The organism is Hymenobacter telluris (assembly GCF_017313265.1).
GTDB classification, from domain to species: domain Bacteria; phylum Bacteroidota; class Bacteroidia; order Cytophagales; family Hymenobacteraceae; genus Hymenobacter; species Hymenobacter telluris.
In genome coordinates this window covers 1-24931 of record NZ_JAFLQZ010000019.1, presented here as the reverse complement: position 1 = coordinate 24931, position 24931 = coordinate 1, and the positions used below count along the sequence as shown (strand labels likewise).

26 protein-coding genes and 1 pseudogene are annotated in these 24931 nt (G+C 64.4%); 17 read left to right on the top strand and 10 right to left on the bottom strand.

Translation table 11 applies throughout. The annotated features are described in order from the left end of the window. Nucleotides 1–751 precede the first annotated feature (751 nt). Nucleotides 752–1507 (top strand): DUF3626 domain-containing protein, encoded by a 756-nt coding sequence (locus J0X19_RS20850; protein ID WP_206986356.1) that lies wholly within the window; start codon nucleotides 752–754, stop codon nucleotides 1505–1507. On the opposite strand, the gene J0X19_RS20845 is transcribed toward J0X19_RS20850, so the two are convergent. Then, nucleotides 1504–1869, bottom strand: a complete 366-nt coding sequence (locus J0X19_RS20845; RefSeq protein WP_206986355.1) for a hypothetical protein — start codon at nucleotides 1867–1869, stop codon at nucleotides 1504–1506. The two genes, J0X19_RS20850 and J0X19_RS20845, sit on opposite strands and share 4 nt — an antisense overlap. A 988-nt stretch (nucleotides 1870–2857) precedes the next feature. Here J0X19_RS20845 and J0X19_RS20840 point away from each other — a divergent pair. Together J0X19_RS20840 and J0X19_RS20835 are read left to right on the top strand one after the other, a co-directional pair. Further along, nucleotides 2858–3115, top strand: a complete 258-nt coding sequence (locus J0X19_RS20840; RefSeq protein ID WP_206986354.1) for a hypothetical protein — start codon at nucleotides 2858–2860, stop codon at nucleotides 3113–3115. Between the two features lie 196 nt (nucleotides 3116–3311). Next, the gene (locus tag J0X19_RS20835) at nucleotides 3312–3572 is read left to right on the top strand and encodes a hypothetical protein (RefSeq protein ID WP_206986353.1); all 261 of its coding nucleotides are present in this window, start codon (nucleotides 3312–3314) and stop codon (nucleotides 3570–3572) included. Between the two features lie 28 nt (nucleotides 3573–3600). On the opposite strand, the gene J0X19_RS20830 is transcribed toward J0X19_RS20835, so the two are convergent. Together J0X19_RS20830 and J0X19_RS20825 are read right to left on the bottom strand one after the other, a co-directional pair. Next, nucleotides 3601–4239, bottom strand: a complete 639-nt coding sequence (locus tag J0X19_RS20830; RefSeq protein WP_206986352.1) for a DUF305 domain-containing protein — start codon at nucleotides 4237–4239, stop codon at nucleotides 3601–3603. Between the two features lie 25 nt (nucleotides 4240–4264). Continuing rightward, a complete protein-coding gene (locus tag J0X19_RS20825; RefSeq protein ID WP_206986351.1) occupies nucleotides 4265–7354 on the bottom strand; it encodes a Tn3 family transposase in 3090 nt (1029 codons plus the stop codon). Nucleotides 7355–7492: 138 nt separating this feature from the next. Between J0X19_RS20825 and J0X19_RS20820 the strand changes: the two genes are divergently transcribed. After that, complete coding sequence (locus J0X19_RS20820; protein WP_206986350.1) at nucleotides 7493–7681, top strand: recombinase family protein; 189 nt, start codon at nucleotides 7493–7495, stop codon at nucleotides 7679–7681. 211 nt (nucleotides 7682–7892) lie between these two features. On the opposite strand, the pseudogene J0X19_RS25255 reads toward J0X19_RS20820, so the two are convergent. Continuing rightward, a pseudogene (locus J0X19_RS25255) lies at nucleotides 7893–8228 on the bottom strand (recombinase family protein). A 104-nt stretch (nucleotides 8229–8332) separates the two neighbouring features. Between J0X19_RS25255 and J0X19_RS20805 the strand changes: the two are divergent. The 13 genes from J0X19_RS20805 (at nucleotide 8333) to J0X19_RS20745 (ending at nucleotide 17627) form a co-directional block, all read left to right on the top strand. Beyond that, nucleotides 8333–9244: a LysR substrate-binding domain-containing protein gene (locus tag J0X19_RS20805; protein ID WP_022821614.1), complete on the top strand. Its 912-nt coding sequence runs from the start codon at nucleotides 8333–8335 to the stop codon at nucleotides 9242–9244. A 126-nt stretch (nucleotides 9245–9370) separates the two neighbouring features. Beyond that, a complete protein-coding gene (locus J0X19_RS20800; RefSeq protein ID WP_019949224.1) occupies nucleotides 9371–9772 on the top strand; it encodes a hypothetical protein in 402 nt (133 codons plus the stop codon). Between the two features lie 227 nt (nucleotides 9773–9999). Then, nucleotides 10000–11070 (top strand): YeiH family protein, encoded by a 1071-nt coding sequence (locus tag J0X19_RS20795; RefSeq protein WP_019949223.1) that lies wholly within the window; start codon nucleotides 10000–10002, stop codon nucleotides 11068–11070. 140 nt (nucleotides 11071–11210) lie between these two features. Continuing rightward, nucleotides 11211–12341 (top strand): c-type cytochrome, encoded by a 1131-nt coding sequence (locus J0X19_RS20790; protein WP_206986349.1) that lies wholly within the window; start codon nucleotides 11211–11213, stop codon nucleotides 12339–12341. Nucleotides 12342–12415: 74 nt separating this feature from the next. After that, a complete protein-coding gene (locus J0X19_RS20785) occupies nucleotides 12416–12910 on the top strand; it encodes a DsrE family protein (protein WP_019949221.1) in 495 nt (164 codons plus the stop codon). 53 nt (nucleotides 12911–12963) lie between these two features. Continuing rightward, the gene (locus tag J0X19_RS20780) at nucleotides 12964–13920 is read left to right on the top strand and encodes a molybdate ABC transporter substrate-binding protein (RefSeq protein WP_019949220.1); all 957 of its coding nucleotides are present in this window, start codon (nucleotides 12964–12966) and stop codon (nucleotides 13918–13920) included. Nucleotides 13921–13981: 61 nt separating this feature from the next. Continuing rightward, on the top strand, nucleotides 13982–14698 hold the full coding sequence (locus J0X19_RS20775) for a substrate-binding domain-containing protein (RefSeq protein ID WP_019949219.1): 717 nt from the start codon (nucleotides 13982–13984) through the stop codon (nucleotides 14696–14698). A 116-nt stretch (nucleotides 14699–14814) separates the two neighbouring features. Beyond that, nucleotides 14815–15021: a hypothetical protein gene (locus tag J0X19_RS20770; protein ID WP_073112413.1), complete on the top strand. Its 207-nt coding sequence runs from the start codon at nucleotides 14815–14817 to the stop codon at nucleotides 15019–15021. Nucleotides 15022–15086: 65 nt separating this feature from the next. Next, nucleotides 15087–15374, top strand: coding sequence for a hypothetical protein (locus J0X19_RS20765; protein WP_019949217.1), 288 nt, complete (start codon nucleotides 15087–15089; stop codon nucleotides 15372–15374). A gap of 3 nt (nucleotides 15375–15377) precedes the next feature. After that, entirely contained in the window at nucleotides 15378–16028 is a 651-nt protein-coding gene (locus tag J0X19_RS20760; RefSeq protein ID WP_019949216.1) for a TMEM175 family protein, read from the top strand. Nucleotides 16029–16111: 83 nt separating this feature from the next. After that, nucleotides 16112–16585, top strand: a complete 474-nt coding sequence (locus J0X19_RS20755) for a hypothetical protein (RefSeq protein ID WP_022821619.1) — start codon at nucleotides 16112–16114, stop codon at nucleotides 16583–16585. Between the two features lie 88 nt (nucleotides 16586–16673). After that, nucleotides 16674–17336 carry an MBL fold metallo-hydrolase gene (locus tag J0X19_RS20750; RefSeq protein WP_022821620.1) on the top strand — a complete coding sequence of 221 codons (663 nt, stop codon included), beginning with the start codon at nucleotides 16674–16676 and terminating at the stop codon, nucleotides 17334–17336. Between the two features lie 9 nt (nucleotides 17337–17345). Then, complete coding sequence (locus tag J0X19_RS20745) at nucleotides 17346–17627, top strand: YidH family protein (protein WP_022821621.1); 282 nt, start codon at nucleotides 17346–17348, stop codon at nucleotides 17625–17627. A 102-nt stretch (nucleotides 17628–17729) separates the two neighbouring features. On the opposite strand, the gene J0X19_RS20740 is transcribed toward J0X19_RS20745, so the two are convergent. The 6 genes from J0X19_RS20740 to J0X19_RS20715 all read right to left on the bottom strand — a co-directional run bounded on the left by J0X19_RS20740 (nucleotide 17730) and on the right by J0X19_RS20715 (nucleotide 24621). Next, on the bottom strand, nucleotides 17730–19202 hold the full coding sequence (locus J0X19_RS20740) for a YVTN family beta-propeller repeat protein (RefSeq protein ID WP_022821622.1): 1473 nt from the start codon (nucleotides 19200–19202) through the stop codon (nucleotides 17730–17732). Nucleotides 19203–19309: 107 nt separating this feature from the next. Then, the gene (locus J0X19_RS20735; protein WP_206986348.1) at nucleotides 19310–20539 is read right to left on the bottom strand and encodes a hypothetical protein; all 1230 of its coding nucleotides are present in this window, start codon (nucleotides 20537–20539) and stop codon (nucleotides 19310–19312) included. Between the two features lie 111 nt (nucleotides 20540–20650). After that, nucleotides 20651–22057, bottom strand: a complete 1407-nt coding sequence (locus tag J0X19_RS20730; protein ID WP_073112401.1) for a YncE family protein — start codon at nucleotides 22055–22057, stop codon at nucleotides 20651–20653. 96 nt (nucleotides 22058–22153) lie between these two features. Further along, nucleotides 22154–22597 carry a DUF305 domain-containing protein gene (locus tag J0X19_RS20725; protein WP_051166806.1) on the bottom strand — a complete coding sequence of 148 codons (444 nt, stop codon included), beginning with the start codon at nucleotides 22595–22597 and terminating at the stop codon, nucleotides 22154–22156. A 129-nt stretch (nucleotides 22598–22726) separates the two neighbouring features. Then, complete coding sequence (locus tag J0X19_RS20720; RefSeq protein ID WP_022821626.1) at nucleotides 22727–23509, bottom strand: LytR/AlgR family response regulator transcription factor; 783 nt, start codon at nucleotides 23507–23509, stop codon at nucleotides 22727–22729. Continuing rightward, nucleotides 23506–24621, bottom strand: coding sequence for a sensor histidine kinase (locus tag J0X19_RS20715; RefSeq protein ID WP_022821627.1), 1116 nt, complete (start codon nucleotides 24619–24621; stop codon nucleotides 23506–23508). The genes J0X19_RS20720 and J0X19_RS20715 overlap by 4 nt, the downstream gene beginning before the upstream one ends. Nucleotides 24622–24931: the final 310 nt, after the last annotated feature.

The window sequence follows — 24931 nt, the reverse complement described above, 5'->3', positions numbered from 1 at the left end:
CGCAAATATACGTCATAATATGACGCATGTTTACGACATGAAATATTTTTTCAACTTTTTTTCAAAGCCAGCTAGATGCTTTTAGCCGGTGGCCGCTCAGGCAGCCGACGAATGCTCGGTGACACAGTCGGTATTGGAGCATACAAATTCTACAACCACGCAATTTTCAACCAGGAGCCGCAAGTAGCGTGAAAAAAACTTTATTAATCTGAAAATCAATGAGTTATTATCAAATTCCGGTTTTTTTCCGTCGCATGGGCAAACTCCGCCCTATTTACTGATATAACCTACATGAAGACTTGCTTCTACATTCTCCGCCTCGCGCGCCAGCTGGCTCCCTGCCAGCGGCAAAGGGGGCCCCCATGTCCTCTCATTCGGCCCCCTGCGAGCCGTTGTGCTTCCAGCCGTTTTCTGGCTGGATTACGAGCAGAGCCGGTTTTTACGTATACATAGGTAGAAACCTGTTTGGACCTGGGTCCGAACCCGAGCTGGCCCGTTGCCTTACCGCACCGGGTTGGCAATAACCGGAACCGCACGGTTCCACCCCGCCAACGCGACACAACCATACGTCGCTGCGGCAACCAAAAAAATCCACCATCATTCATTGAAGAACAAACATGAAACACCAGTACACAACGCCGCCCACACGGGCGAAATCCATCCAGAAGCTGTTCAGCGTTGCCCTTCTGATACCGTAGCCATACTCCCGACTCCGGTCGCGGATGTGAATGCAAGCCCGGCACCGACGTTGGTGTCGCAGTTGTTGCCGCATGTCAGCCTCCATGTGGAGCTGCAAGGCAAGCACTGGGACGTTGCCGTTCGGGGCAAGCTAAAGCCGTTGATTACCCCGCAGGCGTTGGAAGACGACCTGGTACGGGCGGCGGCTAACGTCCGGCGTATTCTGGCAATGGCCCAGCCACAGTTGCGCGTCGGCAAAGACTTCCCCTTGGTTTACCAGCAACAAGTGCTGCGGCAAATCTTTAACGCTCAACGCGTGCAGACCCAATTTGAAACCCAAACCTCGGGTGGAGCCTATGCCCCGCACGTGCGGGCGGAACTGGAATCGGAGCTGTTCGGCTACGAAGTGGCACTAGACTCGCGCTTGCGCCCCGTTTACGGCTACCTCACGACGGTTGGGTATGAACCCGCTGCAGTGGAGCGCTACGGGCGGTTTGCTTTGCGTCTCCGGCCGAGCATTTTTAGCCGCACGACGCTGTCCATCACCGACACGCTCGATAGGGCCGTGGTTCCAGCAGCCTACACCAACCTGCCGGTCACGGCGCTGATTCCAAACCTGTCGGGCTACGCACGGTACTTCTTGGGCAAAATGGTGGCGGCCACTACCATGCAAGAACTGGAGTTCCACTACGTAGAGGCTCAGTACCACGGAGGCGTCGGCTTGGCGGACATTGATTGCCTCTTAACAAAGCACCTGCCAGACGTCCCGCCAGAGGTTCTCGAAATTTGCCAGGCAGCGGGCATTGATGTCCGCGAGTTTGGGTCTTAACCCTGCTGTAACCGGTAACGCCGTTGAAGTTCGGTCAGTCCTGTTTCGTTCGTTGTGAACGGAAAGGGCTGGCCGAATTTTAACAGTTTGGCCCATAGCATGAGCGAACCGGCTTCACCTGCAATCTGCACAACCAGGGCGTCGAATGCCGCTGGGCGAATGGCATTGCTGAGTCCCAGGGCCAGCAATGGAATTGCGGGCTCGGTGGTGAAATGGCCGATTAGCACCGGCTCTTTGAACCACTCCACTTCCTCCCCCAGGCCCAGTTGGTACTGCGGATGCGTGGGGTCCACGCGAAGGGGCGAAATAAGGCTATCGTCAAAACCCAATGCTTTCATCCTGAAAGGACCGGTACCGGTCAAGCGAAGTTAAACGTAAATCCGAGGTTTTGAACGCACTAGTCAGTGGGCAGTGCACTTCGCCGGCCCAACAGAATAATCCCGATAATTCCTCTGCTTGCCACGCAACGCTTAAGCCGTCCCTCATCGGGGCGGCTTTTTTGCATCTGCTGCCAGGTTGCTCAAAACCGGGTGCGAAGGAGGTCAAGAAGTTGTTGCTGCCCCTGCTCCATGGCTGCTACGCGCTCTGTGAGCTCCCCCAGGGCCGCCAGAATGGCCTCATGGCCGGCTCCGGGCTGCCTTTCTGCGATGGCTGACGGCGTGCGGCCCCGCTCCTTCCGGCGACGGGCTTTGACCGCGGATTGACTTTCGAGCGGATGCGCCCGCCCGGACCGCTGGTTGCAGGCCGCCACGCGGCAGGGACTGCCACAGTATTTCTGCACCCACCGCTTCTTGGGAACAAACTTTCGCCGGCAGTATTCGCAGGCAATCTGGGAGGTGTCGAGGAGGGACAAGGGCGTTTAGCGTTAATACCAATTGCAAGTAACGAAAACGCATTTAGTGTCCTATGATTCGTTGCCCGGCGGTCGCAGGTTTGCAGCGATGAACCTGCTCCGAATTTTTGCTTTGACCATCCTGCGGGCTGCCGGCCAGCCGCCCCGTGATGGAGATATATCTGCTCCCCCTGTTAAGCCACGCTTCCAACCCCCATAAGTGGGCTGTAAATGAGCGCGCATTTTTGGTAAGATGCTGACTTGAATAAAGTTGGCTTTCTGAAAGCATCAGATAAATCGTTCGCCGCCTGCGCTCACCTTTGCTAGGGTCCAGCTGGCCAGCAGCACCTTTTCCCTGCTTCAAAAAAAAGTTTGCCTTTTACTCCCGTTTGGACTGCCGGCCATGCAGCAAGCGGGCTACTTAGTCTCGCTGGGGCGGATTAACTCCGCCCCGCACCAATCCTGTTTCCCACCTCGTATCCCCGGGCCTAGTGCCCGGCTTTTAACAAACCCGTAGCATGAGCACGAAGAAAATTGCCCTTTACACTGCCCTGTTAGCCTTGCTGGCCGCTGGGTTGATTGTCGCCTACCGAGGCGTGCAGCTTTACCACGAAGTGACCCGGCCGCTGGTGCCGGTGGTGGCCCCAGCCCCGGCGGCTCCGTTTGCGAATCCAGGCAAACGGGTAATCACCTACTCCTTTTCAGTTGTCCAGGAAGTGGTGGTGCCGCCCGCGCCGGCAACCACTACCCACCAGGCCTCACGGCGCCGCAAGTAGGTGGGTACGAAGGCCAGCTTACGGCATGTAATACTGGCTCAGCAGTACCAAAAAGCCGACAGCGAGGTAAATGCCGAAGCGTTGGAGTTTGAGGGCGGGCTTGTGGTGATGGCACATGCGAGCCGAACACGCTCCCCGACCATTGCGTTGCATTTGGACGGTAACCCGTATACTTTGACTTTTCAACTACTTCGCAATGTCCCTTCCCGAAGACGATACTGCTGGCATGACGCAGCTCATGCGCTACGTGCTCACCATTGACAACATGTGCGCGCCGGACTGCATCGTTTGGGTCCGCGAGCAGCTGGTGGGCCTGGGCTTGGTGGTCGACCGCGTGGCCGTGGGCGAGGCCGAAGTGGCCACCGCGCACGCCAACGGCCCGGACCTGAAAGCCATCCAAGCTGCGCTGGAAGCCGGCGGGTATCAGTTGGTCCGGTCCGTCACCAAGGTGGGCTAGCGAACGGGCGAATGGTCAGGGAAGACCACTACTTGCCCTGACGTGGGTGCTGGGTGAGCCATACCTGCACCTGCTCTATTTCCCGCTGCTGGTCCCGCAGGATGAAGTAGGCGGCGCGCTGCAGGGGCTCGTCGCGGCCCAACTCCAGCTCGGCGCGGGCCAGGGTGATGGAGTTCTGGTGGTGGGGCACGAGCAGGGCGGCGTAGTCATGGTCGATGCTGCCGGTACCACCATCCTCCTGCTTGGGGGTGTGGTGGTGGTTGAGGGAGTCGGGGCCGGCTTCTACCTTGGCGATGTTGCGGTGGGCGGCCGGATGCAGGCCGGCGGTGGCGGCTTCTAACAATCGAGAGAGCCGTTCGCTTTGAGTGGTGTGGTCGTGGTAAGTGGGTGGCTGCGCCTGAATCCGCTCAATGGCCGAGTCCAGCCCCCAAACGAGCTGCTGGTGGGCATGGTAAATGTCTTGCGCAATGCGAAGTAGCTCCGGGTCGTGGCCCTGCTGGAGCTCCAGGGCGGACATGGACACGGCCGCGCGGTGGTTTTCGCGCATGAGCTGGGCAAAGTAAAGGTCCAGATTGGTGCCTGGCGGGAGGGCTTTGGAATGCTCGGCCATGGTGTGCAGGGCCGCCATCATCGTGGCCGGCGGGCCTGGTTGGGTGTTGTTAAACAAATAGGGTAAAACCTCCGACTCGGCCCTACGCCGGTTTGCTTGGCGGCTGCCAGGTAGCAATCAGGTCCATGTCAAACGGGGCTTCGGCCAGCAGGGGGTGGTCGGAGAAGTCGTACTCGCCGTGCAGGTTCAGGTGGCGGTAGGAGAGCACGGCGAAGGGCGAGAGCGTGGCCAGCGTAGCCGCTTGCTGCTCGGGCGGCAGCCGGGCCAGGTGCTGGGAGAGGTGCAGGTAATTCCAGCAGATGATGGCGTTCATCAACAAGCGCTTGCAGGTCTCGGCCACCAGCTGCTCGGAGCGGGTGGCGGCGTGAAACTCCTGGTTGCGGCCGTGCCAGACGGCGTGGGCCAGCCGGTGGGCGCTCTCGCCCTTGTTGAGCTGCTTCTGGATGCGCTGGCGCAGTTCCACCTGGTCAACGTAGCGCAGCAGGAACTCGGTTTTAACCAGCCGGCCCAGCTCTTTCAGGGCCCGGTAGAGCGGGTGCTGGCGGGCGTAGGAGTTGAGGCGGCCGAACAGGCGGGAGGCCTCGCTGTGGCGCAGCTTCAGGGTGACGACCAGGCGCAGGACCTCGTCCCAGTGCCGGGCGATGCGCTCGGGGTCGAGGCGCGCGTCGGGCAGCAGGGTCTGCCCCAGTTGCCGGTGCGTGGCCACCGGCTCCCAGCTGTAGAGCTGCTGGTTGGTGAGCTGGCGGATGCGCGGCTCGTAGGCGATGCCCAGCATGCGAGTCACGGCGAAGATGACTTCGGTGTAGCCGTGCGTGTCGGTGCTGTGCACGTCGGTGGGCCGCACGGCGTGGCGCAGCAGCCCCTCCAGCAGGTGCGTGGCCTCGCGGTCGGCGGCGCTGAACACGGTCGAGTCGAAGACGAGCAGCGTTTCGTCCACGTAGGAGTAGGCCGTCAGGCCGCGGCGGTTGCCGAAGTACTTGAACGAGGCGCTGCCGGCGAGCGAGTCCACAGCCAGGTCGTACTTCTGCCCGTCGCTGCTGCTGTGCAGCACGTCGGGGGAGCGCCGAAAGGCCTCGCGCAGGCGCAGCTGGCGGGTAAAGGCCAGAATCAATTCGTTGGCCTGGCGCAGGTTGTCGAGCGAGAAATGGGTGCTGGCCAGGCGCTGCAGGGCCGCCTCGTCCACTTGGGGCGCGACTTGTGCCAGGCGGCGCAGGCCCAGGTTGCAGCCCAGCCCCACCAGGGCGGCCAGCAGCTGCGACAAGGGCGGAGGCGTGCGGGCGTGTTTGCTGGGCAGCGAGCCGAAGGCCGTGTCAAACTGCGTCAGGCGGGCTACGCTGGTGAGCACCTCGCGCAGGGGCACCACCCGGTGGCGGGGAAATAGATGAGCCGGCAGGCGCGGCTGCTCGGCCGGCAGCCGGGGCGTGGTCAGGCGGTAACGCCCGGCCGGGGTGCGGTGCGCGTGCGGGTTGTCAGCTCCGCTCAGGTGGGCGTTCGTGGCGGCAAACTGGGCCTGCAGCTGCGCCTGTAGGGTCGTTTGGACCGTGGCAAAGTCGCGCCAGGCACTCAGGCCCGCCTGCTCCAGCAAGGCCTCGTGCTGCTTGGCCCACTGCGCGGCCGGCAGCAGGTAGTGCTCAAACGCCCGGTACTGGTAACAGCACGTAAAGTTGAGTTGGCCGGACTTGATGGCCGTGGCCATCTCCAAAAAAAGGAGGGCTTTATAAAGGGAGGTGCGTAACCGACCTTGCGCATCGAGGATGTAGGCCCGTTGCGTGAGCGAGAGAAAGTCCAGCGGCACCTGCGCGCCCAGGTGCCCGTCGTGCTGCTGGTAGTAGTGCACGGCCCGCCACAGGTCGGCGCGGGTGGTCGCTTCGTCGACGACCAGCGCTTTGACCAGGGCCCCGAGCTTGGTTTGCAGGCGCAGCGACGCCCCGGCCAACGCCTCGTGAAACAGCGCCTCGCCCGCCTGCTGCTCGGTGGCTTGGCGTAATTGCTCCAGCTGCTGGTGGTCTTCGCTCAGCTGCGCGGCCGTGACCTGGTGGCGCTGCAGCAGCGCGTCGATACGGGCCAGCTTCTGTTCGGCCGGCACGTCGGGGGCATCGACCAGGGCACGAATCTGGGTCAGCGCCTGCAGGTGTCGGTAACCCCGGCCCGTGACCTGGCTGGTCAGCTGCTGCGTGGCGGCGCGCTGCTGATAAAGCGTCTCCTTCACCTGCTCGCGGCATTGATTCGCGGCGCTGGTCGTGGTGTGCAGCAGCGTGTCGACCAGGGCGTCGCCCAGTTCGTAGTACTGGTGCACCACGAAGCTGAGCAGGTAGAGGTAGCGCCGCTCGTCGCGGCGGTAGAGTTGCGCGGCCTGGGCCCGCAGCACGTACTCGGCGTAGTAGGTGATGGCTTGGTCCGAGAGGCGCAGGCGCTGCCAGAGCGGCTGCAGCTGCTCGAAGAGCCGCCGCAGGGACGCGAAGTGCGTCACCCGTTCGCGGATTTCCCCGGGGCGCAGGCCCTGGCGAATGCGCTTGAGAAAGGTGAGCGGGTAGCGCCGGTCCGCCTCCGCTTCGCGGGCGTCGGGGTCGTCGGCGGCCAGCAGCCGGTCCAGCAAGCGCTGCTCGCCGGGCTGCAGGTGCTGCTGCAAGCGGTGGAGCAGCCGTTTCTCGAACGCGAGCAGGGCCCGCGTGATGAGGTCGGCCAGCGTGTTGTAGGTGGGCAGCTCCAGCCGGTGCTCGTGCAGAAACAGCACCAGGTAATCGAAGACCGACGCCGGCTTCAGGTGCTGGCTGCTTAGGCGGACCGCCTCCTGGTACAGCCGGTCCGCCGCGGCCGCCTCGAACCGCGCAATACCCAGTTGCTCGCACAAGAGCTGCTGGTGGGCATAATAGCGGGCATCGGCGTAGCGAAGCGGGTCAAAGTCGGCGGGCCCCAGGCCCAGCTGCTGGGCCACGTACGCCACATCGGCCGCGTGGTAGCGGGTGGCCACGTAGAAGCGCTGGCTAATCTGGAAGTAGCCCAGCTGCAAGACAAACCCGACGCGGTTGCCCGGCGCCAGCATCCGGGCCAAGTGAACATCCGCCCAATCCGGGACGGCAAAGACCCGGGCCTGCTCGGCCGCTGGTACCAGCGGGGGCTGCTCGTAGAGCTCACGTTCCTTGCCCAGGTGAATCCGCAGGTGCGTGGCCATAAGCTACCCAAAAGGCGATGGTGTAAACGACCGTTATTTCTACCCACCAATGATAGCGTTAACGTCCATGTAAAGGCATCGAAAACCGGTACCTTTACGAAGCGCATTTACCTTATCGCTAACCTGCCCGTTTTGCCCATGCTATTTGGCTACGTCCGCGTCTCCACGAGCGCCCAATCGGCCGAGAGCCAGAAGAGCCTCATCGCCCGCTATCTGGTCGAGCACCGCTGGACCCTCGACGAGTGGATTGAAGTAGAAATGTCTTCCCGCCGCACCGCCGGGCAGCGCCGCCTGCCCGAGCTGCTGGCCAAGGTTGGCCTTGGTTAAAAGTTTGGTACAAAGGTTAAACGGGCGGGGCCGCAGGAGACTCCCAGTCGAAGGCAAAAAGGGCCTCCAAATCGAAGGGGAGTGAATCTTTTAGGGCGTCGTCCGAGAAATCGAACTCGCCGTTCAGATTGATGTGCTGCCAGCTCGCCCGTGAGCTGGCAGTACATCAATCTGCCACGGACTAGCGCTCGGCCGCCGGGGCATGAAGCAGCTACTGGTTGGGACAAAGGCAATTCCAACAGACGATTACGTTCTGCACCAGCCGTTTGCAAGGGCCTGCTTGCGTGGGTGGTCGCATGCCCGCCGTCGCCCGCTCATGGATACTCTCGCGGCCATACCCAGCCAGCGCGGCGAAGAGGCCCAAGACCGCCCGCCCGGCCGGGGTGGCCGTATCGATGCCTAGGTCCAGAGCGACGAAGCGGACCTGCCGGGCGTGCAGAGCGGCCACCACCTACATGATGTGGGTGCTGTTGCGGCCCAGCCGGTTCAGGCGGGCTAAAGTCACCGTGTCCCCGGCACGCAACGTGGCCAGCCGCTCGGTGAGCACCGGGCGCTGTGAGCGTGCCGCTGATTTTTTCCCAAATCAGGCGGTCTACGCCCGCGACCTTTAGTTGTCCATATCAAAATGTCACATCTGCGTACTTTGCCGCCATGTCCGATTTCCGTCTGCGCGTATTTGCCGCTGTGGCCCGGCACCTGAGCCTGACCAAGGCCGGCCAGGAGCTGTTTGTGAGCCAGCCGGCCGTTACCAAGCACATCCGGGAGCTGGAAGCACAGTACGGCCAGCGCCTGCTGGAGCGGCGCGGCAACCGCGTGACCCTCACCGAGGCCGGCCGCCTGCTGCACGCCCACGCCGATGCCGCCGCCGCCGCTCAGCAGCAGCTGGAGGACCAGCTGCTGGCCCTGCGCGACCCCGACGAGGCCGCCGGCCGCCTGCGCCTGGGGGCCAGCACCACGCTGGCCCAGTACGTGCTGCCGGGCCTGCTGCCCGCCTTCCAGGCCCGCTACCCGCAGGTGCAGCTCTCGTTTCTGAACGCCAACTCCGAGCGCATTGCCGAGGCCCTGCTGCGCGGCGAGCTGGACCTAGGCTTCGTGGAGGGCCGCACCAAGAGCCACGACCTGCACTACGAGCTGCTGCTGCCCGACGAGCTGGTGGCCGTGCGCCGCGCCACACCCGGCGGCCCGCCCGCCGCCCCGCTGCCCCTGGCCGAGGCGCTGGCCCACCCGCTGGTGCTGCGCGAGCGGGGCTCGGGCACGCTGGAAATCCTCGAATTTGCCCTGCGGGCGCAGCACATCAAGCTCAGCGCCCTGCCCGTGGCCATTTACCTGGACAATACGGAGGCCATCAAGCGCTACCTCGAAGCCGCGCCCACCGCCCTGGGCTTCGTGTCGCGCCGGGCCCTGGACCGCGAGCTGGCGGCCGGGCTGCTCGAAATCGTGCCCATTGCCGGGCTGCACTTGGCCCGGCAGTTCGAGGCGGTATCGGTGCAGGGACAGGTGCTGGCCCGGCCGGCGCAGCGCTTCCTGAGCTTCGTGCAGGGGCAGCTGAAGGGGGGCAAATAAAAAATGGTGATGCTGGATAACTATTCGGTATCCGCTGAAAGCACCACTTTATGAGCAGCTTACGTACCATTGCAGCGTAGTGCGGACCGGGTGGTTCGCCCATCTTCACCCGACTTACTTATACTCATGGAAAACACTCCGCAGCCCGCCCCAACCGATGCGCAACCCGCCGCCGAACCGGCCGCCCACGATGGCACCCCGCACTACGGCGACTTCGGCCACCCCGCCGACCCCACCGCGCCCCGCCACTACCAGGCCCCGACCAACGACGGCTCGAACGACAACCCCGACGAGTTCAGCGAATTTCGCGGCAAAAATGCCTCAGCCACCGAGCAATACTGCCTACCCGGTGCTATTGCTGACCCAAATTTGCAGCGCGGGCACGTCGAGCAAAACCAGCACCCCGAAGCCATTGCCGCAGCCGAGGGGGGCAGCGACGCCGAAGAGCGCGCCGCCTACGCCCTCGACGACCCGCGCTACGCTGGCGGCGACGTATTCGATTTGAAGGACGAGCAAACCGGCTTCTAAGCCCTCAGGCCAGTAGTTCATCCGTCCAGCGGCCGGCTCGTACACCACGAGCCGGCCGCTGGCGTTTCCAGCCCTCGCGGCGGCCGGCTTGGCCACGCAAAACGGACGCGCCACCCTGGCTCGGCCCGGGCAATCAATAACCTTTGGTTATGCAGGATAATACTATTGGATAATCCAATCGGTGGGCAACGCCGTATATTTGCCTCAGAAACAAACCCCTCCCGCTCATGGCCCTCCCAGTTCAGCCCACGCCGCTTCAAGCTTCCACCCCGCTGCCCGCCCCTGCCCCGGCCGGGGAAACCGCCGCCCCCGAATTCAACGAAACCACCGGCTTCTTCCGCCACCTGCACACGCCCCGGGTGGTGTTCGGGCAGGACTTCACCTTGAAGCAGGTGGTGTTCGTGCTGTTCTTCGTGTTCTGCCTCACGCCCTGGGCCTCGCCGCCCATTGCCCTGGCGCTGGGCCTGCTGCTGGCCCAAACCATCGGCAACCCCTTCACCACGCAAACCAAGCAGGCCACGGCCAAGCTGCTCCAGTTCTCGGTTATCGGGCTGGGCTTTGGCATGAATGCCCACGCGGCGGTGCAGGCCGGCAAGGAGGGCATCATTTTCACGGTGGTGTCCATCTTCGGCACGCTGCTGCTGGGCCTGGTGGTGGGCCGGTGGCTGGGGCTGGGCAAGCACGTGGTGCATTTGATTTCGTGCGGCACCGCTATTTGCGGCGGCTCGGCCATCGCGGCCATCGGACCGGTGCTGCGGGCCAAGGACGAGGAAATGTCGGTGGCGCTGGGCACGGTGTTCGTGCTCAATGCCGTGGCCCTATTCGCCTTCCCGCCCATCGGCCACGCCCTGGCCATGACGCAGAACCAGTTCGGCCTGTGGTGCGCCATTGCCATCCACGACACCTCTTCGGTGGTGGGGGCGGCGGCGGCCTACGGCAACCAGGCCCTGGAAGTGGCCACCACCGTGAAGCTGGCCCGCGCCCTCTGGATTATCCCAATTTCCATCGGCACGGCCATGCTATTCAAGCAGAAGGGCGTGAAGGTGAAAATTCCCTACTTCATCTTTGGTTTCATCGCCGCCATGCTGGTCAACACCTTTATTCCCGCCGCCAAGCCCCTGGGCCCGGTGATGGTGAACCTGGCCAAAATCGGCCTCACGGTGACGCTGTTCTTTATCGGCGCGGGCCTCTCGGCCAAGGTGGTGCGCTCGGTGGGAATAAAGCCCTACGTGCTGGGCATTCTGCTCTGGGTAGTGATTTCGACCGGCTCGCTCTACGTGATTCTGCACACGGTCTAGCCGCCTGAACGGGGCAGAGCGGCCGAATGGTAGCGCTTGCTTTGCCCGATTTAACTAATTGACTGTCTGCATTCCGCAAAACAAGTTGTTTTGCGCGCTGGCTGGCCATTGCCGCCTGTTTCACCTCTCTCCTTGGCCTCATGGAAACCACTCCCGACCCCTCGCCTCGGCTGCAGCCGGAAGACAAGCAGGCCTTCATCAAAATCGCTGGCCTGCTGACCAGGGTGATTGCCCTGATGGTGCTGGTAGTAGCCGTGACGGCCTACATCGTCGTCTTCAACCCCAAAACGCCCGACCTGCTGGCCGATGCCCCGGCCACGACGGCCGCCGCTGCGAGTGGGCCTGCGGCGGGCTTGCCTGACGTTGCCGGGGGGGCTGTGGGGAGCAAAACCAACTTCTTCCAGCCCGCCCGCTTCGTGCTCGACAGCGTGAAGCCCGACCCGGAGGGCCAGCTCATCCGCTACGGCCACGAGCTGATTGCCCACACCGCCCACTACCTCGGCCCGCAAGTGGCCAACCCGGCCCTGCGGCTGGCCGGCAGCAACCTGGCCTGCCAGAACTGCCACCTGCAGGCCGGCCAGAAGGCGTTTTCGGCCCCCTACGTGGGCATCTGGGGCATTTACCCCACCTACAAAGGGCGCGAGGATGCCATCAGCACCCTGGAGGACCGCATCAATGGGTGCATGACGCGCAGCCTCAACGGCCGGCCCCTGCCGGTGGACGGCAAGGAGATGAAGGCCATCATCACCTACATGAAATGGCTGGGCCGCCAGGTGCCAGTGGGGGAGAAGGTGAAGGGCCAGGGTTTTGTTAAGTTCACCATGCCCAACCGCGAGGCGAATCTCGGGCAGGGCAAAATCGTCTTCGCCCAGCAGTGCACCAGCTGCCACGGAGCCAATGGCCAGGGCCGCCTCAACGGCACGCTGGCCGCCGATGGCTACCAGTACCCGCCGCTGTGGGGGCCCGACAGCTACAACGACGGGGCCGGCATGCACCGCCTGCAAACGGCGGCCCGCTTTATCAAGGCCAACATGCCTTTCGGCGCCACGGCCGAGCACAGCATCCTCACCGATGACGCCGCCTACGACGTGGCGGCCTACATCAACTCGCTGCCCCGCCCGCGCATGGCCCACCTGGAAAAGGACTACCCCAACCTGAAAAAGAAGCCCGCCGACTGCCCTTACCCGCCTTACGCCGACCGGTTTACGCAGCACCAGCACCAGTTTGGTCCCTACGCGGCGATGGAAGCGGGCAAAAAGGGCGGCGAGTAGCCCCGCACCGATTTCCAGTTTCACCCCTTTCGTTTTCACCGCGCTGCTTCGGTGGTGCCCTTTCCCCAGTTGCCATGAAACACCTGCTGCTGACCGCCGCGCTGCTCGCCGGCCTCACCCTCTCGGCCCGCGCCCAGACGCCCGCCACCCGCAACGCCACCGCCATGCATGACCGCGAAGCTTTTCAAAAAGGTGCCTTCCAAGGGGCCACGGCCGACCAGGCCCAGTACCATGTCATCTACCAGCTCGACAGCGACGACCCCAAGCTCATCCAGCAGACGCTGCGTAACATCGGCAACGCGCTGGAGGACAGCCGGCTTAAAGGCAAGCTCACCGTGGAGCTGATTGCCTTCGGCGGGGGCACCACGCTCTACCGCAAGGACCAGCCCTACGAGGCCCAGCTCACGGCCCTCAAGCAGAAAGGCGTGATTCTGGCCCAGTGCCTGAACACGCTGAAGGAAAGGAAAATGAGCAAGGACGAGCTGCTGCCGCTGATTTCCTACGTGCCCAGCGGCAACGGCGAGCTTATTATCCGGCAGGCCCAGGGCTGGTCGCTGGTGCATCCGTAGCGCCGGGCTCTCCGCTGCTTTTGTGCTTTTCTCCGCTTTCCTTACCCAACCCCATGAAACCCCTTCCGCACCTGCTGCTGGCGCTGGCACTGGCCGCCCCGGCCGCCCTTTTCGCCCAGACCATGCCTATCCAAAAGCCCACGCCGCCCGAGCCGGCCCACCGCTTTGACCCGCCCTGGAACGCGCCGTTTCAGGCTGGAGTGCCCTTCACGGTGCCGGGCATCGACAACGCGCCCGACCTCTACGGCGACGTGGTGGACCCGCAGTTGGTGGTGTTTTTCGGGGGCAACCAGTTCATGGTGCTCGATGATTTGCTGAAGGAGTTCCGCAAGGCCCACCCCGAGTACGTGCGCATTTTCGTGGAAACGCTGCCGCCCGGCATCCTGGCTAAGCAGATTACGCAGGGCAGCCTGGTAGTAGGCAACCTGCGCATCGAGCTGAAGCCCGACGTGTACGCGGCCGGCAAAAACCGCATGGATATGACGCCGGAGTGGTTTGCCCGCACCACCAGCTACGCCCAGAACCGGCTGGCCATCCTCGTGCGCCAGGGCAACCCCAAGAAGGTGACCAGCCTGCGCGATTTGGGCCGGCCCGAGGTGCGCGTGAGCATGCCTAACCCCGAATGGGAAGGCATCGGCAAGCGCATCGAGGAATCGTACGAGAAGGCCGGGGGCGCGGCCTTGAAAACGGCCGTGATGACGACCAAAGTGAAAGCCGGCAGCACTTACCTGACCCAGATTCACCACCGCCAGTCGCCCCTGCGGGTGCTCTACGACCAGTCCGACGCGGCCCCGGTGTGGTACACGGAGGCCTTTTATCAGAAAATGCTGGGCCACCCGGTGGAAAGCGTGGCCATCCCGGCCAAGGAAAACATCATGGCCAACTACGTGGCCGGGGTGATGAAAGCCGCGCCCCACGCCAAGGCCGCCGAAGACTTTGTGGCCTTCCTTAACAGCCCAGACGGGCAGGCCGTGTACCAGAAATACGGCTTTTTGCCGCCCGTTAAGTAACGCGCTAATACCCATGAAAACATCCCCGCTTACCCGGCTCCGCCGCTTCGCTCTATTGCTCATGTCTCCTGCTCTGCTCGCGGCCGCGCCGGCCGCCGCCCAAACCCTGCACGTGTACGGCCCCGGCGGCCCGGCCACGGCCATGAAGGAATGCGCCGCCGCCTTCACCAAACAAACCGGCCTGGACGTGGCCGTCACGGCCGGCCCCGAGCCCAAGTGGCTGGCCCAGGCGCAGCAGGACGCCGACCTGGTGTACGGCGGGGCCGAGTACATGCTCACCCAAACGGCGCTGGCCCACCCCGGCTTTATCGACGAAGCCAGCCGCACCAGCCTCTACGCCCGGGAGTCGGCGGTGCTGGTGCGCCCCGGCAACCCGCTGCACATCAAGCGGCTCGAAGACCTGGCCCGGCCCGGCGTGCGCCTGCTCGACGTGAACGGGGCCGGCCAGATGGGCATGACCGAGGACATGGCCCGCAGCAGCGCCCTCATCAGCAACCTGCAGCACAACACCAAAACGTCGGTCAAAACCAGCGCCGAGGCCGTGGACCTCTGGCAGCAAAAGCCCCAGGACTACGACGCCTGGATAACCTATGCCTCCTGGCAGCCGCGCCTGCCCGGCTCGGCCCTCGTGCGCCTGCCCCGCGACCAGCGCGTGAGTCGGGGCACGCCCATTGCCCTCACCCAGCGCACCACGCAGGCCGCCGCGGCCCGGCAGTTCGTGGCCTTTCTGCAGTCGGCCGACGGGCACGCCATTTTCCGCCGCAACGGCTGGGAATAGGCCGGGCGTTGGCGGCCGGAAAGCAAACACGAAGAACGTCCTGCTTCGGCTGCGCTCAGCAGGACGGGCAAATGGCTCTTGGTTTTCACTATTCCACCTTGCTTTCCCGCATTCGCATGGCTATTCCTTCGCTTCCGATGCCGGTGCCTAGCACCCCGTTGCCCGCCGCCCCCCCGGCCGACCACGAAACGCCGCACTGGCTGTTTCGCTACGTATTCAGCCAGGACCCCAAGACCATTGCCAAACAGTACCTGCTTACGGGCATGGCCTGGGCTCTGGTGGCGGGCACGCTTTCCACGCTGTTTCGCTTGCAGCTGGGCTAACAAAGCAAGTTTGAAAATACGGGCCGCCGTACCTGCGGCAACCGCTTCTCCATCATCCAAACCCCATGACCCGTCTCGCTCAACTCCCCGGCCTGCTCGCCCTGACCGGCCTGCTGCTCACCGCCATCAACCCACCGGGTCACGGCCAGGAAGGCGGCAAAATGCTCAAAAAAGAAGGCAAAACCGACGACAAGTTGCTGCGCGAAAACCGCCGCATGATGCGCGACGGCCGCGTGAACCACGGCCAAAGCCTGAGCAAAGAGCCCAAGCTCGTTCGGGAGGAAGACCGGCTGGACCATCGCCAGGCCCCCGCCCCGCGCAAAACCCGGCGGGCGGGCGGTTCGCCGCGCTAGCCGATGGCCCAGTCTTCGTCCCACGCACCGCCCCTGGCCTACACTGAAGTAGCGGGCCAGAGCCTGCGCCGCATCGAGTCACTCAGCGACGGCGTGTTTTCCATCGCCATGACCCTGCTCGTGCTCAACCTGCGGGTGCCGGCCGCCGCCCTCGTGCGCACCGAGGCCGACGTGGGACCGGCCCTGCGGGCGCTGCTGCCCAGCATCGGGGGCTACGTGCTGGGGTTTCTCTCGCTGGGCATTTTCTGGGTGTGCCAGAGCACGCAGTTCACCTACCTGGCGCGCAGCGACCGCCGGCTGGCCTGGTGGCACATTGCCTTTCTGCTGGTGGTGGGGCTGCTGCCCTTTTCCACGGCGTTTCTCACCACCCATTTTCCCCTGCGCGGGGCCGTGCTGGTGTACTGGGCCAACCTGCTGCTGCTGGGCGGGGCGTTGCTGGGCAGCTACCGCTACGCCCAGCGCCACGGACTGCTGCGGCCCGAGCACGCGGCCGTGGGCCGGGCCCTGGTGCGCCGCCTGGGCCTGATGCAGGTGCAGTACGCGGCAGCGGCGGGCCTGTGCTTGCTCAGCGTGCCGGCCGGGGCGGGGCTGCTGCTGCTGGTGCAGCTTAACTACGCGTTGGGCCTGGTGGCCGACCGCTGGCTGGGCGACTGAAGAACCCATCGGGGCCAAATGGTGCCGCGTGGGTGGCCGTATACTCCCCCATTGCCTGTCCTATTTCCTTTCTGCTCCCTCCCATGAAAAAACACCCCCGCCTGTACCTGGGCCTGCTGGCCGGCGTGGTCGCCATCACCGCCAATACTCTGGGGCTGAAAGCGGCCCCGCTGATGGCCGTCAACGCCGAAAGCGGTGGCCTGCTCAAGCTTGTACTGCTGCATACCACGCCGGTGTTGCCGGCCGGGGGGCTGCCCGAGGGCTTCAAGCTGCTGTTTCATTACCTCACGGGGCTGGGCATGGTGGGGCTGTACGTGCTGGTGTTCGAACCCCGGCTGCCGGACAATGGCTGGGTAAAAGGCGGCCTGTTTTCGCTGCTGCCCTGGGTCCTCAACGGCTTCGTGGTGCTGCCGCTGCTGGGGCAGGGCTTGGCGGGCGGGCACGTGCTGACGGCCGGCGGCATGGCGTACTTTTTTGTTGCCAACGCGGTGTTCGGGCTGGTGCTGGGCGGGCTGTATGCGTACCTGCGCCAGCAGCAGGAGGCGGCAGGGGTCTAGCAGCGCTGGTTTCCGTAAGCGTTTGCTAGTTAAATTTCCGCTCTTCTCGGCGCGCATTTCCGTCCTGCCCCACTATTTAAGTCTGGTCATGAAAATCACCAAGTACATCCATTCCTGCCTGCTGTTTGAGCTGGATGGCCAACAAATTCTCTTCGACCCCGGCAAGTTTTCCTTCAACGAAGGCCTGGTGCAACCGGAGGTTTTTAAGGACGTCTCGGTCGTCCTCATTACCCACGACCACCCCGACCACCTTGATGTGGTGGCGCTAAAGAAAATCGTGGCCCTGCACCAGGCCGTCATCATTTCCAATCGTGAAGTGGCGGCCGAATTGAAAAAGCACGGCCTGGCCGTGCAAATCCACGAGGAAGGCCCCCTGGAGTTGGGCGCGTTTCAGCTGCACGCCCTGCCGGTGCAGCACGAGGCCATTCTCGACAGCCCCTTGCCACAGATGACAGCCTGGCTGGTGAATGGCAAGGTGCTGAACCCGGCCGACTCTTTTGCCCATAATCTGCTCCCCTTCGCGGGCGTGGAGCTGCTCATTCTGCCCATCACCGCGCCTTTTCTCACGGAGCTCGTGGTGGCCGATTTCGCCCTGAAAATGCGACCGCAGCAGATTCTGCCAGTGCACGACGGCTACATCAAGCCCTTCTTCGTGCAGCAGCGCTACGAGAACTACGGGCCGTACTTTGAGAAGCACGGCATCACGTTTCACCGGCTGGCCGAACCGGGCGCGGCCATTACCCTCACGTAGCCCACCCCCATGCCGCTTACCCCCACCAACCCCCTCACCCTGTCGGACCGGCTGGCCCTGCAACGGACCCGGCTGGCCAATGAGCGGACCTTGCTCACCTACGTGCGCACCAGCCTGGCACTGGTGGGCTTCGGGTTGGCGCTCCTTCAATTTCACCCCGAGCGGGGCGGCCGGTTGGGGTACTCCGCGCTGGCCGTGGCGGGATTGGTGCTGGCGGTAGGGCTGCTGCGCTTTCGGGCGCACCGCCGGGAGCTGGCGACCTGCCAGCTCCCGGCTGGCGGCGGTAGTTGAGCAACAAACACCCCCGGTGCTACCCGAGGCAAAAGCGTTTGCACCCATAAAAAAGGCCCCTAATGCGTCATGCACCAGGGGCCTTTTTGGTCAGCAGCCGGCTTACGGCTGCGTGAGCGTGACCGCGCCGGCCGGGTTCTTGTCGCCGAGCACCACCACGGCAAAGCGCCCCGCCAGCCGCAGCCGAATCTGGTAGTAGGCGTTGACTTCGACCGCGCCCTCGGCATCGGTTTTGAAGGCGATAACCGGCTCCGGGGCCACCAGCGCGGTTTTATTGTCCGATAAGTATAAGGTGTAGTTCGTGTTCGGGGCCAGCCGCTTGAGAGCCAGAATCAACTCGTCCACGTCTTCTACCGGCCGGATAACGGCCACGCCGCCTACCCCGGGTACCGGCTGCGTACCGACGGGTACCAGGCGCAGGTTAACGGGCGCGACTGGCACAAAGGCTTCCAGGTTGCCGGTGCCGGGACTGCCACCGCCGGCCTTCACCACGTAAATGATGGCGTTCGGGTCTTGGCCACTGGGAGTTTCGCTCAGCTTGGTATTGGTTTTGGTATCGATGCTCACCAGCGCGTCACCGTATTCCAGGCCTACGTACACCTTGCTGCCGTCGCCATTGGGCCACACGCCGTGCGGATTGGGGCCCACCGGAATGGTGGCCACCAACTGGCGTTGGCGGGTGTATACCTTCACCGCGTTTTCGCCGCCCACGGTTACGTAGGCGAAGTCGCCGGCCGCCGCGCCGCTGAAGCGGGTGCCACCGCCGGGGCCGGCCAGGTTCACGTGGTTGGTGCCAGGGCCGGTGTCAATCACGCCCTCCACGGCGTAGGTCTGGGCATTCACCACCGTCACCTTGCCCACGTCCTTGTGCGTAAGCCATACCTGCTGGCCGTCGGCCGTTACGGCCAGGTTAGGGGAAAACTTGCTCACCACCGGTACGCGCGCTATTACTTCGCGGGTTTTCACATCCACCACATCCAGCTCGGCCGTGAAGGAGTGGTCCACGAAGGCCACCTTGCCGTCAGGCCGGAACACCACCATGCCGGGGCCCGGCGCAGTCTTGATGTTTTTCACGGCCTGCATTTTCTCCACGTCAATCACCGTTACGTAGTCGGCCCCGCGTACCGTCACCCAAAACTGCTTGCCGTCGGGCGTGAAAAAGCCCTCGTGGGGATTACGGTCCACATACACGGTGTTCTTAATGGCGTTGGTGGCCAGGTCGATGAACACCACCGCGTTGGTAAGGGTAGCAATGACGCCCAGCGTCTTGCCGTCGGGCGAGACGCCCATGCCGTGCACGTTGGTTTCCCGGTCGTAGAGCGGGCTCAGGAACTGGGGCCGCCCTTTACCCAGGCGAATCACGCCCAGCAGCCGGTTGGTGTTCGGGTCATGCACCGACACCGTGTTCGACGACTGGTCGGACGTGTACACCCGGTCGCTGGCGCTGGGCGCTTGAGGGCCGGGGTCGGCCGGCACTACCATGTCGGGCTGGGCGTCCTCATCGTTATTTTTCGAGCAAGCCCCGAGCAGCAGGGTGGCCGCAAGGACCAAAGTGGAGAAGTTAGTAATGCGCATGGAAGAATAAAATGGAGTGGAAGGGACGCTAAAAAACGAAGGCTGGCTCGTCGTGAAACGAGCCAGCCTTCGGACCGTTGCGGGGCTACGGCCTAAAATTCAGTGCCTTAGCGCGGGGCCGGGGTCAGCAGCTGGCCGTTGGCCACGGGGCTGATTTGCACGACTTGCGTGGTGCTGCCGGTTTTGCCCGCCGCGTCGGTTACGGCGGCTTTGATGGTGACGCTGGTTTTGCCGCCCAGCTGCAGGGTGCCTCCCACGCTCCAGCCGAAGGTGGTGCGCACGAAGCCGCTCGGGTCCAGCTCGCTGCCGGCCGTGTTGAAGACCGGGGCTAGGTTGCCGCCGGCCGGAATCACGTTGCCGTTGGGCTGGAGCAGGGGCACGTCGAAGGTGACTTTCAGGCCCGGCACGTAGCGGTTCACGCCGGCGTTGGATTGCGTCTTGTCTTCAATCGTGCCGCGGTCAGCGGCGGGCTTGCCAAAGGCACCGTCCCCGTTTTCGGCCACGTTGATGCCGTTGCGCGACTTATCGAGCGCCGACACCTGGATGAAAAACAGCGCGCCGCTGGTGGGCGGGGCCGGCAGCACGCCCGCCGTCTGGATGCCGGGGCTGACGCTGCTGGGCGTGCGCGGGGCAATCATGGTCACCGTGGGGCCGTCGGGGTTGTCCACCGTGCCGTAGGTGATGAGTTTGGGGGCGGGCGTCAGGGCCTCACCGCTGAAGGCCCCGTTGGGTCCGGGGCCTACTTTCAGCAAGCGGGTGGCGGTGACCTTGCGGCCAGCGCGGTCCGTTACCGAAGTAGTCAGCGTGCAGCTGGTAGTACCGGCCGCCACCGACTCCAGCACGTGCCAGCTCACCCAGGTAGTCACGCCGGGGCCGGGCGTGTCGTCGGTGCCGGCGATGTTGAAGAGCGAGGCCAGGTTGGTACCCTTCGGGATGGTGCCGCCGTCGGGCTTAATCAGGTCCACGTCGAGGCTGGCCGCGAAGCCGGGCAGGTTCACGTTGGGCTGGCCTAGGGCGGCAGTGTTGCGGATGTTGAGGCTTTCCTTGGTGGGGATGGTGACCGTGTCCTTGGTCACGATTTCCAGGTTGATGGCGAAGCCCGTGCCGTTGTAGTCGGCCGTGGTGGCGTTGCCCTGCCGCCCGCCGGGCATGATGGTCGCGCCCTCCACCGGCGAGACGATGTTGAGCACCGGCGGCGCGCTGGTGTCGGCGATGGCCTCGTTGTCTTTCTTGCAGCCGCCGAGCAGCAGCGCACACGCCGCCACCGGCAGCAGAAACCGTTTGAGCGACTGCGCCCGCGAGCTGATGCCAGTGTGTTGATTGAAAATGGATTGCATGTTGTAGGGTTGTGGTTACAAGTGAATTCAGTTTAGATTAGCTCGGCATTGCAGCAGGAATGGTTGTCCCGGCGGCCATTAATGGCCTTTGGGTGGGCGTCCAAAGGCGGACTATTCGGCCACCAAAACGGGTTCGCTGTCAGCGGCTTTGGGCGCCACGATTACCCGCGAAAACGTTTTGCCGGATGGATTCAAATCCCCGCCCGCGATGCGCTGCACCGGCCCTAGCGCCTGGCCCATGGCCCCGCCTTTGGCGTCGGTGCGCACGGTGGTCAGGGCGTAGTCACGGGGGTAGGGTGCCTTGGTGCCGCTGGTCAGGAAGATGTCGTAGTCGGTGTTGGGCGTCAGGCCGCGCAGGGCGAAAGTGGCCAAATCCACCAGCCCTTCCGAGCGCAGGGTCATGGTGCCGGTGGCGGGGCCGGGCGTAGGTGGCTTCAAGGTGCGGACGATGGCGGGCTGGTCCACCAGTTGCCGGCCCAAGCCGGTGGCGCCGGCCGCGCCGGCCGGCACGGCGTTGGGCACGTACATCAGGGCCATCGGGGCCTGGCCGACTTTTATTTTGGCCAGCACTTTATTGCTCGCGGTGCTGATGGCCACGGCCGAGTCGCCGTTTTCCAGACCCACGTACACCCGGCTGCCATCGCCCGAGGGCCAGATGCCGTGCGGCAGCGCCCCCACCGGAATGGTGGCCAGCTGCTTAAAACCCGGGGCGCGGCTGTACACCTTCACCACGTCCTCGCCGCCCACCGTCACGTAGGCCAGCTTGCCGGCGGCCACGTCCACCGTGGCCACGTGGTTGGAGATGGGGCCGGTCGTCAGCACGCCGCTGATGGTGAGCGTCTTGGTATCCAGCACCGACACCTTGCCCACGTCCTTGTGCGTGAACCAGATTTGCTGGCCGTCCCGGGTAGGGAAGATATTGGGCGAGAAGGGGCTCACCACGGGGACTTTTTTGATGACTTTGTAGGTGGCCACGTCCACCACCGCCAGCTCGGGCGAAAAGCTGGAGCACACGAAGGCGCGCTTGCCGTCGGGGCTGAAGGCAATCTGGCCGGGGCCGTTGGGCACGGGCACGCGGCGGGTTTCGCGCAGCGTGGCCACGTCGATGACGGAGAGGTAGTCCTCGCCGCGCACCGTTATCCAGGCCTCCTTGCCGTCGGGCCGGAACGTAGCCTCGTGCGGGGCGCGGCCCACGTACACGCTGCCCCGGATGGCATTCGTAGCCGTTTCGATGAAAGTGACGTTATTGGAGCCCACCGACACCACGGCCAGCAATTTGTGGTCGGGCGAAGCGCCCAGGCCGTGCACCAGCGCCTGCCCTTTGTAGAGCGCCGAGAGCAAATCGGGCTGCGGCTTGCCCAGCACAATCTGGCCCAGCAGCTTGTTGTCGACGGGGTCGATGACCGAAACGGTGTTGGAAATCTGGTCGGCGGTGTACACCCGGTCGCGGTGGCTCACGGCCTGGGCCGCGGCGGCGCTGGTAATGAGCAACAGACCGGGGAGAAGGGAAAATTTCATTTGGGATTGGGAAAAAGAACGTCATGCTGAGCATGTGGCGCATCAAGCCAGGAGCGCAGCCGTAGTCGAAGCATGACGGTTCTGATTGATTGGGCGCTATTTGCCAGAACTCTGGCTCGCCACCGGATGCTGCTTCAGCCAGGCGGCCATCTGCTGAATCTCGACCTGCTGCTCGGCGATGATGCTTTGGGCGAGGCGGCGCAGGGCCGGGTCTTTGCCGTAGAGCAGTTGCAGGCGGGCCATGTCCACGGCACCCTGGTGGTGGGGCAGCATCATGGCCGCGAAGCTGGCGTCGATGTCGTTGGGGTTGGCGCCGGTCATGCGGCGCATGCCCTCGTCCATCACCACCATCACCGAATCCATGCCGTGCTGGAAGGCGGCGACCGGGGTGCCCGGGGCGGCCATGCCGTGGTTCATGTGCATGCCGGCCATCCCGGCCATGCCCGGCATCGGTTTCGTGCCCGCCGGGTTATGTTGGGCGTGGGCTGTCAGGGCTCCGATGAAGGTGAGTGCTAGTAAAAAGAGGAAGGGTTTGGTCATGTCGTGCGCCGTTGCCACCTCATGAGCGGGGGGCTGGTGCGCTAACGGGCAACTCCAGAAGATGAACGCCCGACACGGGCCAACTGGACCTATTCCGGGGTGAACCGGCCTTTTGCGGCCCGGCCCGGCTCAGGCGAAGCGCTTGAGCAGCTGCTGCACCCCGGCGCTGTAGCTGCGCGAGGAGGTGACGTGCTGCCCGTTGGCCATGCGAAACAGGTACTCGCCGTGCGACCAATGCTTAAAATCCACGATGTGGGCCGGGTTGACGATGCACGAGCGGTGAATGCGCAGGAACACGGCCGGGTCGAGCCGCTCGGCCAGCTGGCCCAGGGCCGTGCGCAGCGGGTAGTGCCTGCCGGCCGCGTGCAGCAGCACGCCGTTGCCGGTGGCTTCGAAGTAGCACACCTCGGCGGCCGGCACGAAGAAGCTGCGCTCGGGCAGCTTCACCAGAAACTGGTCCTGATAGTCGGGCACAGGCGGGGCGGTCCAGCTGTGCAGCAGGGCCGCCAGCGCGGGGCCGGGGGCCGGGCTTTGGCGCAGCAGCAACTGCGGCGGCAGCCGGCCCACGCAGTCGGCAAACCGGTCGGGGTCCAGCGGTTTGAGCAGGTAATCGACGGCGTGCAGGGCGAAGGCCTGCACCGCGTACTGGTCGTAGGCCGTCACGAACACCACCAGCGGGAGCGGCTGGCCGGCCGCCTGCAGCCGCCGCAGCACCTGCACGCCATCAAGGTCAGGCAGCTGCACATCAAGGAAAACGACGTCGTATGCGCCGGTGTGCAGGGCGGTGAGGGCCTCGGTGCCGTTGGCGGCTTCGCCCGTTACGGCCAGCGCCGGAAAATCGGCCAACAGTTCGCGCAGCAGGCTGCGCGCCAGGGGCTCGTCGTCGACCAGCAGCGTGCGGATGGGGCTCATGCGGGCTCTGGGGTAACGCCGGCCACCGCCCGCCGGAACGGGATGGACAAGCGCAGGCAGTAGCCGCACGCCGGGGCCGACTCCACCGCCAGGGCATAGTCCGGGCCGTAGAGCGTGGCCAGCCGGCTTTCCAGGTTGCGCAGGCCGATGCCCCGCGCGGCGGTGTCGGCCGCGCCCCGGCCGTTGTCCTGCACTTGCAGCAGCAGCCGGTCGCCCTGTTTTTCGGCCCGCACGGCCAGCTCGCCGGCCCCGGCGCGGGGCGCCAGGCCGTGGCGCACGGCGTTTTCCACCACTGGCTGCAGTAGCAGGGCGGGCAGCAGCGCCCCTTCGGTATCGGGGGCAATATTGTAGCGCACGGCCAGCCGGTCAGGGAAGCGGGTTTGCTCGATTTCCAAGTAGAGCCGGGTGAGGCGCAGCTCCTGTTCCAGGGTCACTTCCTGCTCGTCGGTACCTTCCAGCACCAGCCGCAGAAACTGGCTGAGCTGGGCCAGCATGCGCCGGGCGGCCTTCACGTCCTGGCTCATCAGGGCCGAGACGGCGTTCATGGAATTGAAGAGAAAGTGCGGCTGGAGCTGCATTTTCAGAGCCTGCAGCTGGGCCTGCACCAGCTGGGTTTCGAGCTGGGCGGCCCGCACCCGGCCTTCGCGGTACCGCTCGCGGTACTGCACGGCGTAGGCGATGCAGAGCAGCATCCAGTAAATGGGCACCCAGCTGTTGGCGTTGGCCACGACCTCGGCGAGGGAAACCCGGCCCGGCACGGCCCCGCTGCCGTGCATCACGGCGGCGTACACGAGGCGGTAAGCAAGCGTGAGGACGTAGCTGGCCGCCGCGTGGGCCAGCAGGTGCCGCAGCCGGTGGCGGCTCTCGAGGAGGTTGAAGCGGGCCGCCAGGGCAAACACCACCGGCGTGAGCAGCCCCCAAATCAGGCCGTGCAGCAGGCGCCCGCCCAGGGCCTCGCGCCAGTCGGTGGGCGTACCGGCCGAGAGGTTCTGCACGAAAATCAGCAGCACCATGAACCCGCTGAACAGCAGCCACGCCAGGGCAATGGTGGCGCCGCTCACCAGGGGCGGGGTCTTCTGCGGCGTTTTCAAGGGCCCTGCGGTCGTGCTCATGCGCTTTAAAGGTAGCGAAACCCACCGCCACCGCGCCGTCCTGGCATTCAGAATGGCCTTTTTGGCGGGCCAATGGGCCTTCGGGCCGGTATTGGGCGAGCTCGATTACCCCGCCGGGGCTAAGCGCACGGGAAGTTTGTGAAAAAGGTTAGCCGTAGCAGGCGCGGGCCTCCCACCGAGAGTCAGACAATTCTCACTAGCCTGTTTAACCTTTGTACCAAACTTTTAACCAAGGCCAAGGTTGCTGCCGGCGATACGGTCATCGTCTCCGAGCTCTCCCGGCTGGGCCGCTCGCTGCGCGAAGTGCTGG